Source organism: Colwellia hornerae (genome assembly GCF_007954355.1).
Classification (GTDB): Bacteria; Pseudomonadota; Gammaproteobacteria; order Enterobacterales; family Alteromonadaceae; genus Colwellia_A; species Colwellia_A hornerae.
The window spans coordinates 1-18,372 of record NZ_VOLR01000002.1 but is presented as its reverse complement, the minus strand read 5'-3'; the positions used below and the strand labels follow the sequence as shown (position 1 = coordinate 18,372).

Sequence of the window (18,372 nt, the reverse complement as noted above, 5' to 3'; positions counted from 1 at the left end):
GACTTAATAAAGCTGGTAAAATTATTTTTTGCTATTTTGTTTGAGTCAACCTTGTCTTCTGAAAAATCTATTACTACTCCTTCTTCTGAGCCTTTACGCAGCCAAGCTATTAATATTGATAAGCTTTTTAGTCGCCTGAAACTGTGCCTAAAGGCTGATCAATTTCGTTTGAAAAAACGCTTAATGTCGAGTAAAACAATAACTGATAGTGATAAAAAGCAAAAATCACTCAGTCAAATTTCTGCCCATATTGATGAGTCAGTTCAGAAGAAAAAGCATAAAATTCAAAGTGTTCCAAAAATAACTTATCCAGAAGACTTACCGGTATCACAAAATGCTGACGTTATTGCCAAAGCGATAACTGAAAACCAAGTGATTATTATTGCCGGTGAAACGGGCTCGGGGAAAACCACGCAAATTCCAAAAATATGTCTTGCCTTAGGACGTGGTATTGATGGCATGATTGGCCATACTCAGCCCCGTCGTATTGCGGCGCGAACGGTTGCGACACGTATTGCCGATGAATTATCGACAACCTTAGGCGACGCGGTTGGTTATAAAGTCCGTTTTAATGACTTAGTGAGTGACAATAGCTATATAAAATTAATGACCGACGGTATTTTATTAGCAGAAATGCAGCATGACCGTTTACTGCGAAAATACGATACCCTTATTATTGATGAAGCGCATGAACGTAGTTTAAATATAGACTTTTTACTGGGTTATTTACGCGAAATATTACCGAAACGTCCTGATTTAAAAATCATTATTACTTCGGCAACCATCGACCCTGAAAGATTTTCACAGCATTTTGCTTCAGCAGACGGTAAACCCGCCCCTATTATTGAAGTATCGGGGCGAACGTTCCCGGTTGAAATCCTCTATCGCCCGCTTAATGCTGACAATAGCGATGAAACAGAAGAAGTGAGTAGCAACGATATCATCAGTGGTATTTTGCAAGCCGTTGACGAACTTGGCCATATTAGCCAAGGCGATATTCTTATTTTTCTTAACGGCGAGCGAGAAATACGAGACGCCGCATTAGCCTTAGAAAGAGCAAACTTACGACACACTCAAGTGTTGCCTTTATATTCACGGTTGACAGTGCAAGAGCAAAATAGAATTTTTAAACCACACAGTGGCCGTAATATCGTGCTTGCCACTAACGTTGCAGAAACCAGTTTAACCGTACCAGGTATCAAGTATGTTATTGACCCAGGCACAGCGCGTATTTCTCGTTACAGTTACCGCACTAAAGTACAGCGTTTACCTATAGAAGCTATTTCTCAAGCCAGCGCTAATCAAAGAGCAGGGCGTTGTGGTCGTGTTTCAGCCGGTGTTTGTTTACGTTTATACAGTGAAGACGACTTTCTTGGTCGCCCTGAATTTACCGACCCTGAAATACTGCGCACCAACTTAGCGACAGTTATTTTACAAATGCTGGCGCTTGATTTAGGTGAAATTAGTGACTTTCCATTTGTACAACCACCTGACAGTCGTAATATTAATGACGGCGTTTCATTACTTGAAGAATTAGCGGCGATAGAAAAACAGCAAAATAAAGTGGTATTAACCAAAGCGGGGCGGATGTTAGCAAAATTTCCCACCGATCCACGTTTATCAAAAATGATTCTGTCTGCTATTGATTTGGGCTGTATTGAGCAAATTTTTATTATTGTCAGTGCGGTAAGTATTCAAGACCCGCGTGAACGTCCCCATGAGAAACAGCAAGCGGCAGATGAAAAACATAATCGCTTTAAAGACAAAGAGTCTGACTTTATTAGTTTGCTTAATTTATGGCACTACATTCAACAGCAACAAAAAGCCCTGACCAATAACCAATTTCGAAATATGTGTAAAAAAGAGTTTTTAGCTTATATGCGCATTCGTGAATGGCAAGACATTTTCAGCCAGCTTAAATATTCATTGCGCGATTTAAACATTCCGATGAGCCGAGTTGAATATACTCCGCCATCATTCGATGCTAGCAATAGCGAAGTGGTTAAAAAAACTGAATCAGCAGAAACTAATAATAACGATATTATTCATCAAGCGATCTTGTCGGGCTTACTCAGTCATTTAGGACAACTTGATGAAAATAGAGAATATAAAGGTGCTCGAAATAGTCGATTCTTTATTTTTCCGGGTTCGGGTGTCGCAAAGAAATCACCTAAGTGGATCATGGCAACTGAATTGGTTGAAACCAGCCGTTTGTTTGCGCGCATGGTGGCAAAGATAGACCCACAGTGGATAGAACCTTTAGCCGAACATCTCATTAAGCGTAACTATAGTGAACCGCACTGGGAGAAGAAGCAAGGCGCGGTAATGGCTTTTGAACAAGTGATGCTATATGGCCTGACCATAGTTGCCAAAAGAAAGATTAACTTTAATCACATTGAGCCACATACCTGCCGTGAGATATTCATTCGCGAAGCATTAGTCAATGGTGATAGCACCCTTAATGAAAAATTCTATCAACACAATCACCAACTCGTGACCAGTATTGAGAAGTTAGAGCAAAAAGCTCGTCGCAAAGACTTCCTAGTCGATGAGGAACGTTTAGTTGAGTTCTACGATGAAAAGCTGCCAGCAACCATTATTTGCCAACGTAGTTTCTTGTCGTGGTGGAAAAAGTCGAAACAAAAAAATGCTCAGTTACTTAATTTTACTGAAGCCTTTTTATTGAATGAAACGGCTAAAGTCTTATCGGCCAGCGATTATCCAGATGTATGGCATCAGGGCAATTTAACGCTACCGTTAAGTTATCATTTTACCCCAGGTGATATAGATGACGGGATCAGCTTACATCTTCCGGTTGGTATTTTGAATCAAATTGAAAACCGTGATTTTGATTGGTTAATTCCGGCGCTGCGTTTAGAACTTATTATAGCCCTGATCAAAGGTTTGCCTAAATCATTGCGACGAAACTTTGTGCCAGCGCCTAACTACGCAGAAGCTTGTTTATCAGCAATTAGTGAGCACGACGGTAAGTTAGTTGCCGCCGTTGAAAAACATTTATTAAGAATGACGGGGGTGCGTTTACCCGAAGATATTTGGCAAGATGTTGAATTGCCCATTCATCTAACAATGAATTTTAAGGTGATTGACGAAAAAGGCGTGCTTATTAATCAAAGCCGTAAGCTTGAGCAGTTAAAAGCGTCTTTGCAAGGCAAAGTAAAAGCATCAATTAAGAAAGTGGCTGATAAAGGCATAGAACGTGAACAAATTACCAGATGGGATTTTAATGATATTCCCAAAGGCTATGAGAAAAATATTGCTAATATCACCATAAAAGCTTTTCCAGCCTTAGTTGATAAAAATAAAACGGTTGCTATAGAATTATTTGAACAAGAAAGTCTTGCTGAGCAAGCGATGATCAATGGTGTGAGTCGTTTAATTTTGTTAAACATACCTTCACCGGTTAAATATCTCCAACAAAAATTGCCTAATAAAGCTAAGTTAAGCTTATATTTTAACCCTTTTGGTTCAATACCTGACTTATTAGACGATTGTATAGTTGCTGCTTGCCAACACTTAGTGAAAGAGCACGGTGACATACCACGTAATCAAAACGACTTTGAAAAAGCCAAAGACCATGTTCGTGCTGAACTTGCCGACTGTGTACTCGCGTCAGCGTTAAAAGTCGAGAAAGTCTTAACCTTAACCCATGAAATAGGGAAAAAATTAAAAGGTCGAATGTCGTTAGAAGTCATTCAAGCACAAGCCGACATTAAAGAACAACTTAGTTTATTGGTGTTTAAAGGTTTCGTGACCGCCTCTGGTCATCAACGATTAGAAGATATCGCCCGTTATTTACAAGCGATGTTAAGACGTATGGAAAAGCTACCGGTTGACCCTAACCAAGACCGATTGAAAATGTTAGAGGTTGCGAAAGTTAATAATGCTTATATAGCGTTACTTGCCAAGCAAACTAAAGGCAAGCCTATAATTGATGAAGTCTTAGCGGTGCGATGGATGATGGAAGAATTTCGTGTTTCGGTATTTGCGCAAAATTTAAAAACAGCTTATCCGGTATCGGCCAAGCGAATTTTAAATCATCTGAAAGAAATTTCAGCTAATTAAGCGGATTATATCAACAATTTCAACGTTGAAAATTTGACAGTAAACGTTGCAATGGGTATAAAAGATACAATAAAAAATTAAATAATAATATGGAGTAATAATGGTTAACTTTGATGATAAACGAGACTTCTATCGGATGATGTTAAATAGTGATGTAACCGTGACCATTATCGACGATGAAGCGAACAGTCAAATCTTAGCGACTTGTCGAGATTTAAGTGCGACGGGTATGGCGATTGAAATGACACACCCATTAGAGCTTAATACCCATGTTAAAGTTAGTGTGCGCTCTGCAAGCAGTAATGTACAACCATTGGAAGTTTCAGGAAAAATAGTACGAGTCACCGAAGAGGGTGAAGAGTGCTTTTTAATTGGCATTAATATTGCTGAAATAGACTAAAGTTCAAGCACTAAACAAGCCATAGATAACCTAACAAAAAACGAGCACTAAGTGCTCGTTTTTATTTTGATGTCAGTCAAAAATAGTGAGCTAGCTTACTTGGCAAACCAAACCTTTCAAATAATAACCTTCAGGGTAGTTACTCGATATTGGATGATCGCCAGCTTGTTGCAAGCGCTCAACAAAGTGCACTTCGCGACGAGCATCAAGAGCAGCATCTGCAACCACTTTTTGAAATAGGCTAGCTTCCATCAAACCAGAGCAAGAAAAGGTCAGCAATATACCGTTTGGTTTGAGTAATTGCATGGCGAGCATATTAATGTCTTTATAACCACGACAGGCACCAGTTAATTGCGCTTTTGATTCAACAAATTTAGGTGGGTCTAAAATTATCATATCAAATTGACGTTTTTCTTCGCGGTATTGTCTGAGTAACTTGAACACATCGGCTTTAACAAAAGAAACATTCTTGTCTTGAAGATTATTAAGCGCAATGTTTTCTTCGGCCAAGTCGAGTGCCGATTGAGAAACATCAACATTGATCACTTCTTTAGCGTCATTTGCCGCACAATGTAAGGCGAATGTCCCCGTATAAGAAAAACAATTAAGTACCGACTTATTTTTAGCATAACGACCAGCAGTAACACGAGAGTCGCGTTGATCTAAATAAAAACCGGTTTTATGGCCTTTTGCGATATCAACGTTAATGGATAATCCATGCTCTTTAATAACACATGCGGTTGACTCAAGCGGTTCTGTTAGCCAGCCAGTAATAGGCTCTAAGCCTTCTTTTTTACGTACGTCAACATCAGAGCGCTCGTAGATGCTACATTGTGGATAGAGCTCTTTAATCACTTCAACTAAGGTATAACGTTGAAAGTCGGCACCGGCACTTAATAGTTGGCAAACAATTAAGTTATCGTATTTATCAATCGTTATACCCGGTAAACCGTCAGATTCACCAGCAATTAAACGATAACCGGTCAAACCGCCTTGTTCAATAAACCATTCACGTCTAGATTGAGCACTTATTAATTTTTTACGAAAAAATTCGCTGTCGATTTCTTCATTTTCATTAAAGCTCCAAACCCTGACTCGAATTTGAGATTCTGGCGAGTAAGCACCGCGAGCAAGCCATTTTTCCTTGTGATCAAATACATCAACGGTATCGCCCAACATCGGGTTTCCCTTAATTTTATTGATCGCTTGAGAAAATATCCAAGGATGTTTTCGTAATAAAGACTTCTCTCGGCTTACTTTTAAATAAATTCTTGCTGACATGTGACTATACTTAATGAATTGGTAAATGAAATTGCGCAGAGTGTAGTCAATGCCAAGCTCGGGTGCAATCTTCACGTTAAGTTATTTCAGTTTACGTTAAGGAACAATAAGTATGAATGTTAGTTATATCGCCCATGTTAGCGGAAAAGTACAAGGGGTTTATTTTCGTGCGTCTAGCCAACAAGTCGCTATTGATTATGGCTTAAGTGGTTATGCAAAAAATTTGGATGATGGAGATGTAGAAGTTTTAATGTGCGGTGAAGAAAAAGACGTCGATAAAATGTTAGCATGGTTGGCACACGGACCGCCAGAAGCTGACGTAGTGAGTATGGAGAAAAAACAGATTAAATGGCAGCAACATAACTTTTTTGCAATCAGCTAATGGTTATTTAATCGTTAGTAAAATGAATAAGTGTTTAACAATTTAGAGGTTTACTTGAAGTATATTACGATTACGACCGATCAACAGTTAGTCTTCGCTGAAACACCAGTGCCTGAGCTTTCAGCCGATGAATGTTTAATTCGCGTAAAAGCTATTGGTGTAAATCGCGCCGATATTTTACAGCGACAAGGCAAGTATCCGGCGCCTAAAGGTGAGTCTACTATTTTAGGGCTAGAGGTTTGTGGTGATATTGTTGCTTGCGGCAGTGGGGTCATTGACTGGAAAATTAATGATAAGGTTTTTGGTTTGGTTGCTGGTGGCGGTTATGCGGAATATGTTGTTATAAAATCTAGTCAGTTATTTTGTCTACCAGCCATATTCACTGATCAACAAGGTGCGGGTTTTGCTGAAACTTTTTTAACGGCTTATCAAAGCCTATTTTCAATAGCTAGGTTAAAAGCAAAACAATCAGTATTGATACATGCTGGCGCGAGTGGTGTTGGCTGTGCCGCAATAGCACTTGCCAAAGCAAAAGACTGTTTTGTTGTTGTAACTGCTGGCAGTGAAGAAAAATGCCAAGCGTGTTTAACTTTAGGTGCAGATGTTGCGATTAACTATCATCAAAACTCTTTTGAACAATGGCAAAAAGCACACGCTCCCGAAGGCTTTAATGTCATTATTGATGTGGTAGGAGGAGATTACTTACAAAAAAATATAAATGTTGCAGCAGTGGATGGCCATCTTGTTATTTTGTCTATTTTGCAAGGTCGCTACTGCGAAAAAGTAGACATGGGCAAAATGCTTGCAAAGCGAATCAGTATTACAGCTTCAACGTTACGAAACAGAAGCAATAACTATAAAGCTGAATTAGTGGCTGATTTTAAAGAAGATTTTGGAAAGTTACTCGGTGAAGGACAATTACTACCGGTAATTGATACTTGCTACCCATGGCAAAATGCCGATAAAGCTCATCAACGTATGTTAGAAAATAGCAATATCGGCAAATTAGTTTTAACGGTTTAGTTAACGGATTAAACGTTTATTTTTCAGTTTTAATTGTTTTTTTACGACGTACACCTAAGCCTAATAGACCTAACGCCAAAATCGCAATAGTCGCTGGCTCTGAAACTGGGGTTGTCACGGGGCCAGGGCAATCATAAGTGCATAGTCCACCAAAAAAGGTGATATGTGATAAGCCTTTATTGTTCGGTGTAGTCCAATCACCGATGGTTACTGATTGTGCTAAATTCATACATTCTAGACGGAGGTTAAAATCCCCATCGACAGTATTGCTTTCATTAGCACAAACGTTGTTGGTGTTGTCAGAAGTTTTAATGTTCCAAAATAAACGAAGACCATCATTATTATTACCGGAACCTGCTTTTGATATCCAAAATCGAATATCAGGAAAGTCATTGTCATAAGACCAAGTGCCTGTTTTGTTTTCTTCACTTAAACCACTAAAATCCCACATTTCTTTTTCAACGTAATCCATATATTTAGAGCTTTCTTCATATTTTTGATGTCCAGTAGTTGTAGTATTAACTGCAGACAGATCACGATTTTCATCGGCGTCAAACTTTGCAATAACATTGGCAAGATACTGGGGGTTTCCACCGATATCTAATACTGTAATACGGCAAGTATTAAAACCATTGCCTATATCGTCATAATAGCCATTTCCACCGCAATCGTTATTTACATGAATATCTACTGATACTGAGGTGTATCCAGAAGTATTCACTACAATCTTTGAATTCGTTACTATGTCAGTGACGGTGGTTTGTCCAGCTTGGCTTTGAAATGAAATCATCACTATTGATGATAAAACTACCAGCGTTTTAGTGTGTTTTTTGAGAGAACTTAAAATTTTCATTCTAAACTTCCATATAATTAGAAGATCATTATAACATTAAACTTAATCTAAGCAAAAATCACGCCGTAAAAATTAATTGCTTTTAATTCAATAGGTAAAAAGAATCCTCGGCTAGCGTATTGAATGTTATTTTAAAAACTGTAAAATATTTCGACACAAAAGTACAATGTAAACAATACGTTAAATAAAGGTAATAGCATTGACTTTGTTAGCAGATTATATCAAAAGTTAAAATTACGAATATAAAGTAGGGGTTATTGTTGAAATATAAACAGATAAAAAGCACTATATCTATAGCTTTTAAATTTACCGAGACGTTAATGAGCCAGAAATTACCAACCTCAAGAATATATTTTTTTTTAATACTGATTGCGTTAACTTGTAGTGCGCAAGCAAGTGACAAAAATGTACTCGAACAAGCTAATATTGCTTTTAAAGATAATAATTATAATGAAGCGTTAATTCATCTTAAAAATTTAACTCAAACAGACCCCGATAATTTAGCCGCAAGACTATTAATGGCCGAAGTCCTTATTGCCTCAGCTAAAGGTGCTGCGGCGGAAGTAGAGCTTGTTAACGCCGAACGTTTAGGTGCAGATAAAAACCTCACGTTATTATTGTTTGCCGAAGCTTATTTGCTTCAAGGCAAATATAATGAGGTGATGACACATTTAGATAACCCCGTTCAAGAAGTGATTTTGGCAGCTAAAGTTAATGTGTTAAGAGGGCATGCTCAGCTAGGGTTACGGCAATTAAAATCCTCAACGAAAAGCTATAAAAATGCGTTGTCACTTAATGTTAATAATATCGATGCAAAATTAGGGTTAGCTCAAGTTGCCTTAAATTATTATCGTTTTGATGAAGCTCAAACTTATGTAAATGATGTGCTCAAAGGATATTTCCCTCCGGTTAACGCTTGGATATTAAAAGCGAGTATTCATCAAAGCTTGGCTGAATTGAAGCCCGCTTTAAAAGCAATTAACAAAGCATTGTTAGAAAACCCAAGACATGTTCAAGCTTTAGTTATCCGCGCTAGTTTGTTAATAGAGCTAGGTGATTATTTAAACGCTCAAACTGACGTAGACAGTATCTTTAAACTGGTCCCCAATGAGCCTAAAGCTCAATTTTTGGCCGCTTTAATAGAATCTAAAGCCAATGATGATATAAGCACTAAGCAACAATTTGCTCTGCTGAGTGAGACTATTTCGAGGTTAGATAACGATACGTTAGTTAATAATCCTAATTACTATTACCTAGCCAGTGTTGTTGCATTTCAGCAAGGAAGTTATTCAGCAGCCGAGCAATACATTAAAAACTATCTTGAAATAGACAGTTTAAACATTAAAGCAATGACATTTTCGGCTACTATTCATATAGCAATGAAAAATTATTCTGCCGCACAATCCATTTTAAATACGGCTAATTTACAAGAGGAAAATAACCCTAAGGTACTTTCTTTGTTAGGGCTAGTAAGTACAGAACTTAACCAGCACGAAAAAGCAAAATTTTATTTTCAACAAGTTGTTAACTTGCTTCCTGAATCTTCAATTGCATCTCAACAATTAGCCAAAAACAACATAGATATGGGCGAGTATCAACAAGCTATAGACACATTACTGGCAATTAATTCCTCATCACAATATCAATCAACAATTAGTTTTTTACTCGTTCAAGCTTATGTCAAATCAGGACAAAAAAGTAAAGCTTTAGCCATTGCAGAAAAATTAGTTCAAGTTGAACCGGGTAATAAAGAGTTTATTCATCATTTAGGTTTTATTTACCAAATAATTGCCGATTTTCCAAAGGCAAAATTGTCGTTTGAAAGAGCTTTAAAGATTGATACTGCACACACTAAATCTATTATTAGCCTAGCTGAAACTCTGCAAGTAATGGGGCAGGTTAAAGAGTCTTTCACACTTTTAGAACAAGCATTGTTGGTACAAGAAAATGATAGTTCCCTTATTAACGCTTTAGCTAAAATTTATGCACGAACACAGCAGTATGAGCAATCTGTTGTTTGGTTTAAAAAAGCTTATCAGTTAGATAATAATAACAAAGAGTTACTCAAACAGTTGTCTTTCAGTTACATAGCCGCAGGTCAACCATTAGAAGCCATAGAAAATATTGAAAGCTATTTAACAAATCATCAAAAGACAGCTGATCTGTATGTTTTATTAGCACAGTATTATCAACAGCAAAATAATATTGAAAAAGCGCTACAAAACTTTAATAGCGCAATACGCGCAGAGGGTAATAAAGGTGATATATATTTTTTGATTGCCCAACTTTATCAAAAACAGAACAAGTACAGCGATGCTATTGAAATGTACAAAAAGTCTGCTGCTTGGTCTAACAATAAACAAGCACCATTGATTTCGCTAAGCCAGTTATTAAATCAACAACAAAACCCCCTTGAAGCTATTAAAATTGTTGAACAGTTTTTAACAAAAGAAGATTATTCTATACAGCTTAATATGGTTTTAGCACACGCTTATTACTTATCTGGACAATATGATGAAGCTGAAGACAGTTATAAAAAATTATTGATATTAGTTCCTGCGAAAGCAAATAATCGTGACAATGTTATTGCAGGCTTAAGCTTGGTTTATCAAGCGAAGAATCAAGATAATAAGGCAATTAAACTGCTAATGAATGCTTTAGAAGATAAGCCCGAAAGCTTCTTAATTAACAGTTCACTCGCTGAAATACATATCAATAAAGATCAATGGCAGAGCGCTTATGACATTTATCTTCATTTATTGGCTGAGTTTCCTCAGCAAGCAATGCTACTAAATAATACAGCGTTTATTGCTTCAAAGTTATCGCTTTTTGATGATGCAAAAAAGTACAGTTTAGCGTCTTTAGATATTACCAGTAGTCAGCCTGACTCTCTTGATACACTAGGGTGGGTTTATTATCAAACTCAAGAATTTGATAAGGCACTACCGTTATTTCGACAAGCACTGGCGCTAGATTTTTCTAAGATTGAAATTAAATATCACTTAGTATTGACTTTAAAAGCGCTTAATCGTGAAAAAGAAGCCTTCAATACCTTGGTAGAAGTTGTTAATAGTAAACGTGAATTTTCAGATAAAAAAGAAGCGATAAAGTTATTAAATTCATGGGTAGAAATATTGCGTATTAAAAAAAACCTTTAGAAACATCTATAACCGCTAAAGTAAGTCTGATAAAGGACTTCTAACACCATTAGCACCATGCTCAAGTACATGGGTATAAATTTGGGTTGTACGTAGATCGCTGTGCCCTAATTGTTCTTGCACTGTTCTTATATCAGCCCCTCGTTGCAACAAATGAGTAGCAAATGAATGCCTTAAAGTATGACAAGTTATTACCTTATTTAACTTCAATTGATTCGCTGCTTTTTTGACTGATTTTTGAATACTACTTTCATTGAGGTGATGACGACTTAGGTGTTTGAATTCTGGTTCGATACTTAATCGAGCAGAAGGAAATAAATATTGCCACTTGAATTCTTTTGCGGCATTAGGATATTTTCGATTGAGTGCATTCGGTATCCATACACCTTTATATTCAGTATTCTCTAAATCGAGAGTATGATATTTTTTAGCTCCTTGGATTTGAAGGTAAAGTTCGGGTATGAGCTCAGTGGCTAGCGTAACTCGACGATGTTTGTTTCCTTTACCATTCCAAACTGCAATACAGTGATAGTCAAAGTCTATATCTTGAACTCTTAAACGAATAGCTTCCATAAGCCTCAAACCACTACCATATAAAAGGCTTACTAATAAATGATGTTGTGCTGGTATTCTTGTGAGAAGTTTCATGACTTCTGTAGGCGTAAGCACATCGGGTAATTTTCTAGGTCGGCGACTTAAGTTAAAGTTTAGGTTTAGACTTAATTCGTTTTTTAAAATTTCTTTGTATAAAAAAGCTAATGCATTGAGTGCAAGTGATTGGGTTGCTGTTGAAACGTTTTGTTGATTAACTAAATAACTGAGAAACCTTTCAACTTCGGTGTTTCCCATGAGAGCGGGATGAGTTTTATTTGAGTAGTTGATAAAATATTTTATCCAGTGGATATAGGTTTCTATCGTTCTCTTTGCGTATCTTAAATTACGCATATGTTCTACGATACTCATTAAAAAAGGTGATTTAGCGTCCATAATATAAAACCCAAGCACTGTGATTACATACAGCTTAGGTTGTTTTCAGTTCTTTTGCCAATATAACGACAATTTCGGTGTTACATCTTTTGAAATATTTAAGAATAATAAAATGATAGTGTTGTTATTAAGTTGTAAAATGTGATAATTATAACTGTAAATAATGAAGGAACGGTGAGTAGTGCTATTTACTAACTTTTTCCTTCTAATAAACTGTTTTATTTATAGTTGTTTTAACTAGTTTGAAGTAATACCAATAAACCATTAACCCCTTATTTCAATTGACTTCTTACCTATTTCTTGTTTTAAATAGCCCACCTGTTTTTTATATAGCATGACTACACTATGTCTACATGCAAAATAACCAAGTCTTTTGTAGACAAACTTGTACTTCCTGAAAAAGGGCAGGTTTTCTATCGAGATTCAGAGCTTAAAGGCTTTGCTGTTCGTGTCACTACGGGCGGTAGTAAAGCGTTTGTTTTAGAAAAACGCATCAACCGAAAACTCAAACGAATTACGCTTGGGCGTTACCCTGAAATTACGGTCGAAATGGCACGTAAAGAAGCCCTTAAATACCTAGGTGAAATTGCAACGGGTATTGACCCAATAGCAAAGCGCCAACAAGCCCAAGCCGAACAAATGACGCTTTGGCAAGTCTGGCAAGATTACCGACGTATAAAGTCCTACCTAAAAGATAAAACCTATGTTCAATATGAAATGTATCTGAACGGTGAATTAGAAGATTGGAAGAATAAGCGCCTTGTTGATATTACCAAAGATATGATTTCAACTCGTCACGGTAGGTTACTAAAAAGCCATAGTCCTTCTTATGCCAATACCGCTATGCGTATATTGAGTGCGATTTATAAGTTTGCAAAAGACCAATATGAAGATAACAATGGTTTAAGCCTATTTCCGCATAATCCCGTTGACCGTTTAGGGCAAATAAAAGCATGGGCGAAAGAGCCAAGACGCCAAACGGTGATTAAACCCAAACAATTTGAGCGTTGGTATAAAGAACTGCAAGAAATGAAGTTTAATACGGGGGCAGAGTCACATCATGTTGTTGCAGATTATTTACTTTTTTTATTACTGACAGGGCTACGAAAAAATGAAGGGGCTACATTAACGTGGAGTAACGTAGATTTAGAGGAGGGAACAATTTATATACCTGATACTAAAAACAAAGAGCCGTTAACATTACCTTTATCAGATGTTCTTGTTGGTATACTCAATTACAGGTTACGATTCAAAACCAATGAGTACGTCTTTTCATCGAGAAAAGCAAAGTATCTAGCGCACCCAGAGCAAGCACTAAAACACTTATGTGAGACATCAGACATTAAATTTACGTTTCATGACTTACGTAGAACCTTTATTACGGTGGCTGAGTCATTAGATATATCATCGTATGCAATTAAACGGCTCGTTAACCACAAAAACGGCTCAGACGTGACAGAAGGTTATATTATTAACAATCACGACCGTTTAAGAGCGCCTATGCAACGCATAACCGATTTTTTTAAAGAAAACTGCAAAATAAACATGGATGATTATGTATCAAGATAAAATAGAACAAAAAGTAAAAACAGCAATCGCTTCTAATGTGTATACAGAAAATCGATTCAATGTATTTGAATACACTTTATTAGAGCCATTAACGTTTACAGCTTATGAATTTGCTTGTGATGCAACACATTTAGCGCGTGATATTTTGTCAAAGCGAACAAATGAAGATGTTGTCATTCTTTCTAAAGCAATTGATTCAATGTTGAAGTTAGGAAACGGATTATTAAATGAATTATCGTTAACACTACTTAACGAAAAAAGCACAAGACAGAGTGTTACTTTATCTAAGGGTAGAGCCTTGTATTTGTTGTGTGATTATTTTGACTTAAACACTATTGATATTAAAAACCTCCAGTGGTGCGAAATATTTGCCACATTAACGTTAATGCATTCGGCTGAAATAAAATTTACCTACGACAATCGCCTTAAAGAAGACGCATTATCTTTATTGTTAAAAGAACAGGTCGGTGATGAACAGTTCTCGATTATGCAACAAGCCAGTTTAGATAGAGCTATTAGAGATTTACTTGAAGAAATTATTGATAGTATTGCTCGTGCTGAGTGTTTGTTTGATAAAAAGTCAGCCTCATCATTGATTGCTAAAGCAGGGGGAGAAGGTAAAGCTAAAAATATCGAACCATTAAAAATTGAAGTCATTGAAAGGTATCTTAAAAGCTACGCTCACTTTAATAAGAAAAAAGCAGGGCGAGCAATTGAGCAAGAATTAACGATAGAGGATCATCCACTTTTATTATTATCATATTCTGAAGATAAAGATTTACAGTTTTCTAAATGGATTGGCTCATTTTTAAATGGTAGCTATAAATTTCCGTTCAATAAGTAATCAAAAAATTCATTTGCTTAGTAGAAGAATTCTCCTGCTAAGCATAATGATTTCTCTGCTAAGTACAGCCATTCATATAAATTAGCACATGCTCAAAAATGACTCGTCTTTTAAAACAACGAGTAAAGAGCCATGTTAGTCAAATTACTAAACACCAAAGAAACTGCTGAAATATTAAGTGTCAGCGAAGCCTTCCTTGAACGTGATAGATGGGCGGGTGCACGCATCCCTTTTATCAAAGTAGGCGCAAGAGCCATACGTTATCGCTTACAAGATATCGAAAAGTACATTGAAGATAATCTATGTTATTCAACCAGTGAAGGTGGGGTAGCGTAATGACTGTACTTAACCCTTCATTTAAAAGTATCTCATGTGAATATAACCCTTTAGGGGCGTCACATGTCTAAATTAACTCATCAACAGTTACGTTTCTTATTTTGGTTGTCATTACCCGGCTCTTTTTTAGAAGTATCAAGGAAGGTTGGTTTTATGGATGATGAATATAATGGTTTACAAGGTTATGCGAAAAAACAGGGTGGATTCTATAAGTTTGATATTCTTACCTTATATGCACTTGAAGGGGAAGGATTAGTCAAAGGTGAGATTGTTTATTATATTGGCATTCCATGGGAGAAATACACATTAACGGAAAAAGGTGATGTAACAGCCTCATTACTTTCGATAGCGAAAGAATTTCATGAATAAGCATGATATCAATTCGCCGTTATTGAGAAAGCCAAATCATATTTTTGAATTGGCTGACTCACGTAACTTACCTAATAATATTGAATGTAAAATCACAGATATTAATGCTGTTAGGTTGTTGCCCCAAAAACTGGCTCATTTATATTTTGCTAAACAATATGAAATTCAGCAGTATGCAAAGTCATGTGCTGAGTATTGTCGCGTTATTGTGATTGACCCAAAAAATGAAGCGTTACTTAAATTTTTTGAACCAACGAATAATACAAATCCCGTTACGGAAAATTCCGTTAACGAAAATAATTCAGTGTTGAGTTCCGTTAACGAAAAAACATCAAAAAATTATATCGTTAACAGAAAAGTAAATAAATTCCCGAAAAGCATGTATGACCAACAACGCGTATACGAATTTCTTTGTCGTTACGTAATAAAGTTTGGCGTAACTCCTCCCGTACCCACAAATAAAATACAGATATCAGGCTGTTTGAAAAGATTGGTTGATAATCGTTGGTGGAAACGAAGCATTCAAAAACTTGTTACTCAAGCAAACGAAAGTGCCGCAATTACTGCCAATGTTGTGAGTAGAACAAAACAGATATATGCGAGTAATATCACCACAAGAAATTATCTTGAACGTGTAGCGATGAATAGAGAATTACTAAGCTCTCATTTTATAATCAATGATGCGGGTCAGCGGTTTTCATTACAGGAAATTTCAGACGTAAATGTCTCAAATCCAGAAGTTAGAAAAGCAGAGCTCATCAACAGAGCTAGAGGTTTTGAAGACTTAGCTGAATCATTAGGGCATGAAGCCTTATTTATTACTATTACGTGTCCATCAAAATATCATTCATCATTTTCAAAGTCAGGTGCAAGAAATCCTAAGTGGGCAGGATACATGCCTGATGATTCACAACGATATTTAAATAAACAGTGGCAAAAAATTAGAGCTGAACTTAAGCGTAAGGATATTCAACCTTATGGCTTTCGTGTTGTAGAGCCTCAACATGATGGAACACCACATTGGCATTGTTTGTTTTTTGTAAAACCTGAGCAAGTCCAACCTTTAGAGGATATTATTCGTTTTTATTCACTCCAAGTAGATGGTGATGAAAAAGGCGCGATGGAAAACCGTTGTGACTTTAAACGCATTGACCCTGAAAAAGGCTCAGCAACAGGTTATATCTTAAAGTACATCGTTAAGAATATTGATGGTAAAGGGTTAGGTGAAGATAAGTTTGGTAATGATGCCATTACAACGGCTAAACGTATTAAAGCTTGGGCTTCATGTTGGCGTATTCGTCAGTTTCAACAAATTGGTGGAGCCAGTGTTTCTGTTTGGCGTGAGCTAAGGCGATTAAAAGAGAAGTTCTTCCCTGAATCTACCATTGAAAAAGCGCGCATTGCGGCAGATACAAGTGACTGGCAGGGCTATATTGTTGCGATGGGGGGAATTGAATCAAAACCGAAATCACACCCAATAAAATTACATTACGATGTAGATATTAATACAAAAACGGGGGAATGTTCACAAAGCTATTATGATGGTGAGCTTGTCACAAAAATAAAAGGGTTATGGTTCGATGGTAAAGCCTTAATAACACGAAAACTACAATGGCGTATTGAGCGACTAGCCTAATCGCTATGGACTAAAGCTACCCATTAGGCTTTAGCTGGTAGACAAAGTAAAATAACTACGTAAAGAAACATCAAAATAGGCTTTAGCTATTAAATAGGCCTTAGCTCTTATCAATAAAAACAAAATCACACTCCTTTTAGCTTTAGTAAAGCACTTACCAATATTGGCAAAGAAGGTTTTACTTGGAGTTCTGTAAATAACTGTACTGGAATAATATATAGGTAGGGAAATGATAACGCCCACTTAAGGGGCAAAATAGAGTTGGCTAAAATAGGTGAACGGAGTGAACAAAACAGCCAACTTTATTTTGTCCCTCTTTAAGTTCTTGTTAGGTAAACATTAGCACCTGAGCTAAACCAGATAAAAACTCTGAAGCCCATAAGCTAAAAAAATAAACAAATGAAACAATTACAGCATGCTTATTTGAAAGCTCAAATTTAGATTTAGAGCGCATAAAGACATAAAAAATTGTAACTAGAATAAGTGATAATAATATAGCTAAATTGACTATTGCATCCGCCTCCGTTATCCAAAGTAACAAACGAGTAGTAAACAGAGCTAAAAAAGGAATAGCTAGGAAAAACAAAACATCTTTAAATGTAGTTTTTTCTACAGCAAATTTATTTATTACAAAAAATAGTACAATTGAAACTAAAATAACACCAATCACAAAACTCTCCTTGTTTACCAACGCCCTGTTAAGGGGCAAATTGTAGTTGGCTAAAATGTGAAGCGGAGCGGAACTAGCCAACTGTAATTTGTCCCACTTGAACAGCTTGTTATGTGTTGTTAACTCTAATGTAAGTTGCTATTTTTTCTACTAAACTATTGGCTTCACTATTTTTAGCATTAACAGTATAGCCAGACCAAATATCCCACTCTAAACCAATAATTGATTGATTAAATGTAAAGTCTTGGAATGCTTCATCGAGACCTTTAATTAACTCAGTGTGTGGACTTAATTTAAACTCGGCGACAACAGATTTGGTTATTTTAGCGTAATCAGATGAGGATATTTTCTCAAAATCGAATGTAAGCCTATTGCTGAAATCACGTTGATTATTCACCTAACCTTCCCTAAACACATAACGAGCTTGTAGAATAACTCGCTTATTATGAATACCCCCAAAAAATAGAGGGCACAAATGCATTACCTATATCGAGTTAATCGTCCACAGTGCGATACAGGAACATGAAAAATCAGCGATTTTGACTAAATTAGTTATTCTACAGCCTCAACGCCCCATTAAGAGGCTTTTAATTGTTGGTTAAAATGTGAAGCGAAGCGGAACCTAACCAACTGTTAAAAGTCCTGCTTGAATGGCTTATAGTTCGACCAAGCCACTTAATCTCATAAAGTAACTTACTATTAGATTAGGTGGAACATGCTCCTGTTGGTTACGAATATTGAATGGTAAACATCCAATGTTTCTAACAAGACGTTCGAACCA

General features: G+C 36.5%; 15 protein-coding genes. 10 read left to right on the top strand and 5 right to left on the bottom strand.

All coding sequences use genetic code 11. The features are described 5' to 3' along the window. Window positions 1-51 precede the first annotated feature (51 nt). Entirely contained in the window at window positions 52-4,083 is a 4,032-nt protein-coding gene (gene hrpA, locus ESZ26_RS01230) for an ATP-dependent RNA helicase HrpA (RefSeq protein ID WP_223271670.1), read from the top strand. A gap of 100 nt (window positions 4,084-4,183) precedes the next feature. Beyond that, window positions 4,184-4,483, top strand: a complete 300-nt coding sequence (locus ESZ26_RS01225) for a PilZ domain-containing protein (RefSeq protein ID WP_070376724.1) — start codon at window positions 4,184-4,186, stop codon at window positions 4,481-4,483. A gap of 90 nt (window positions 4,484-4,573) precedes the next feature. Here ESZ26_RS01225 and ESZ26_RS01220 read toward each other — a convergent pair whose 3' ends face one another. After that, the gene (locus ESZ26_RS01220) at window positions 4,574-5,764 is read right to left on the bottom strand and encodes a class I SAM-dependent methyltransferase (protein WP_070376725.1); all 1,191 of its coding nucleotides are present in this window, start codon (window positions 5,762-5,764) and stop codon (window positions 4,574-4,576) included. A gap of 112 nt (window positions 5,765-5,876) precedes the next feature. On the opposite strand from ESZ26_RS01220, the gene ESZ26_RS01215 reads away from it, so the two are divergent. Together ESZ26_RS01215 and ESZ26_RS01210 are read left to right on the top strand one after the other, a co-directional pair. Beyond that, window positions 5,877-6,146: an acylphosphatase gene (locus ESZ26_RS01215; RefSeq protein WP_146797553.1), complete on the top strand. Its 270-nt coding sequence runs from the start codon at window positions 5,877-5,879 to the stop codon at window positions 6,144-6,146. A gap of 54 nt (window positions 6,147-6,200) precedes the next feature. Continuing rightward, window positions 6,201-7,169 (top strand): NAD(P)H-quinone oxidoreductase, encoded by a 969-nt coding sequence (locus ESZ26_RS01210; protein WP_170246280.1) that lies wholly within the window; start codon window positions 6,201-6,203, stop codon window positions 7,167-7,169. Between the two features lie 16 nt (window positions 7,170-7,185). On the opposite strand, the gene ESZ26_RS01205 is transcribed toward ESZ26_RS01210, so the two are convergent. Next, a complete protein-coding gene (locus ESZ26_RS01205) occupies window positions 7,186-8,022 on the bottom strand; it encodes a PEP-CTERM sorting domain-containing protein (protein WP_146797560.1) in 837 nt (278 codons plus the stop codon). Window positions 8,023-8,342: 320 nt separating this feature from the next. Between ESZ26_RS01205 and prsT the strand changes: the two genes are divergently transcribed. After that, a complete protein-coding gene (gene prsT, locus ESZ26_RS01200; RefSeq protein ID WP_146797563.1) occupies window positions 8,343-11,180 on the top strand; it encodes an XrtA/PEP-CTERM system TPR-repeat protein PrsT in 2,838 nt (945 codons plus the stop codon). Between the two features lie 15 nt (window positions 11,181-11,195). Here prsT and ESZ26_RS01195 read toward each other — a convergent pair whose 3' ends face one another. After that, entirely contained in the window at window positions 11,196-12,167 is a 972-nt protein-coding gene (locus ESZ26_RS01195) for an integron integrase (RefSeq protein ID WP_146797565.1), read from the bottom strand. 345 nt (window positions 12,168-12,512) lie between these two features. Here ESZ26_RS01195 and ESZ26_RS01190 point away from each other — a divergent pair, with 345 nt between their 5' ends. From ESZ26_RS01190 to ESZ26_RS01170, 5 genes are all read left to right on the top strand, one after another. Next, the gene (locus ESZ26_RS01190; protein WP_146797568.1) at window positions 12,513-13,736 is read left to right on the top strand and encodes a tyrosine-type recombinase/integrase; all 1,224 of its coding nucleotides are present in this window, start codon (window positions 12,513-12,515) and stop codon (window positions 13,734-13,736) included. Beyond that, window positions 13,723-14,580, top strand: coding sequence for a hypothetical protein (locus ESZ26_RS01185; RefSeq protein WP_146797571.1), 858 nt, complete (start codon window positions 13,723-13,725; stop codon window positions 14,578-14,580). The genes ESZ26_RS01190 and ESZ26_RS01185 overlap by 14 nt, the downstream gene beginning before the upstream one ends. A gap of 132 nt (window positions 14,581-14,712) precedes the next feature. After that, window positions 14,713-14,916, top strand: coding sequence for a helix-turn-helix transcriptional regulator (locus ESZ26_RS01180; RefSeq protein ID WP_146797574.1), 204 nt, complete (start codon window positions 14,713-14,715; stop codon window positions 14,914-14,916). 63 nt (window positions 14,917-14,979) lie between these two features. Then, window positions 14,980-15,285: a hypothetical protein gene (locus ESZ26_RS01175; RefSeq protein ID WP_146797577.1), complete on the top strand. Its 306-nt coding sequence runs from the start codon at window positions 14,980-14,982 to the stop codon at window positions 15,283-15,285. Next, a complete protein-coding gene (locus ESZ26_RS01170) occupies window positions 15,278-16,921 on the top strand; it encodes a replication endonuclease (protein WP_146797580.1) in 1,644 nt (547 codons plus the stop codon). The genes ESZ26_RS01175 and ESZ26_RS01170 overlap by 8 nt, the downstream gene beginning before the upstream one ends. Before the next feature lie 328 nt (window positions 16,922-17,249). Here the strand turns inward: ESZ26_RS01170 and ESZ26_RS01165 are convergent, their stop codons facing one another. Next, window positions 17,250-17,591: a hypothetical protein gene (locus ESZ26_RS01165; RefSeq protein WP_146797583.1), complete on the bottom strand. Its 342-nt coding sequence runs from the start codon at window positions 17,589-17,591 to the stop codon at window positions 17,250-17,252. A 109-nt stretch (window positions 17,592-17,700) separates the two neighbouring features. After that, entirely contained in the window at window positions 17,701-17,988 is a 288-nt protein-coding gene (locus tag ESZ26_RS01160) for a hypothetical protein (protein ID WP_146797586.1), read from the bottom strand. Window positions 17,989-18,372 lie beyond the last annotated feature (384 nt).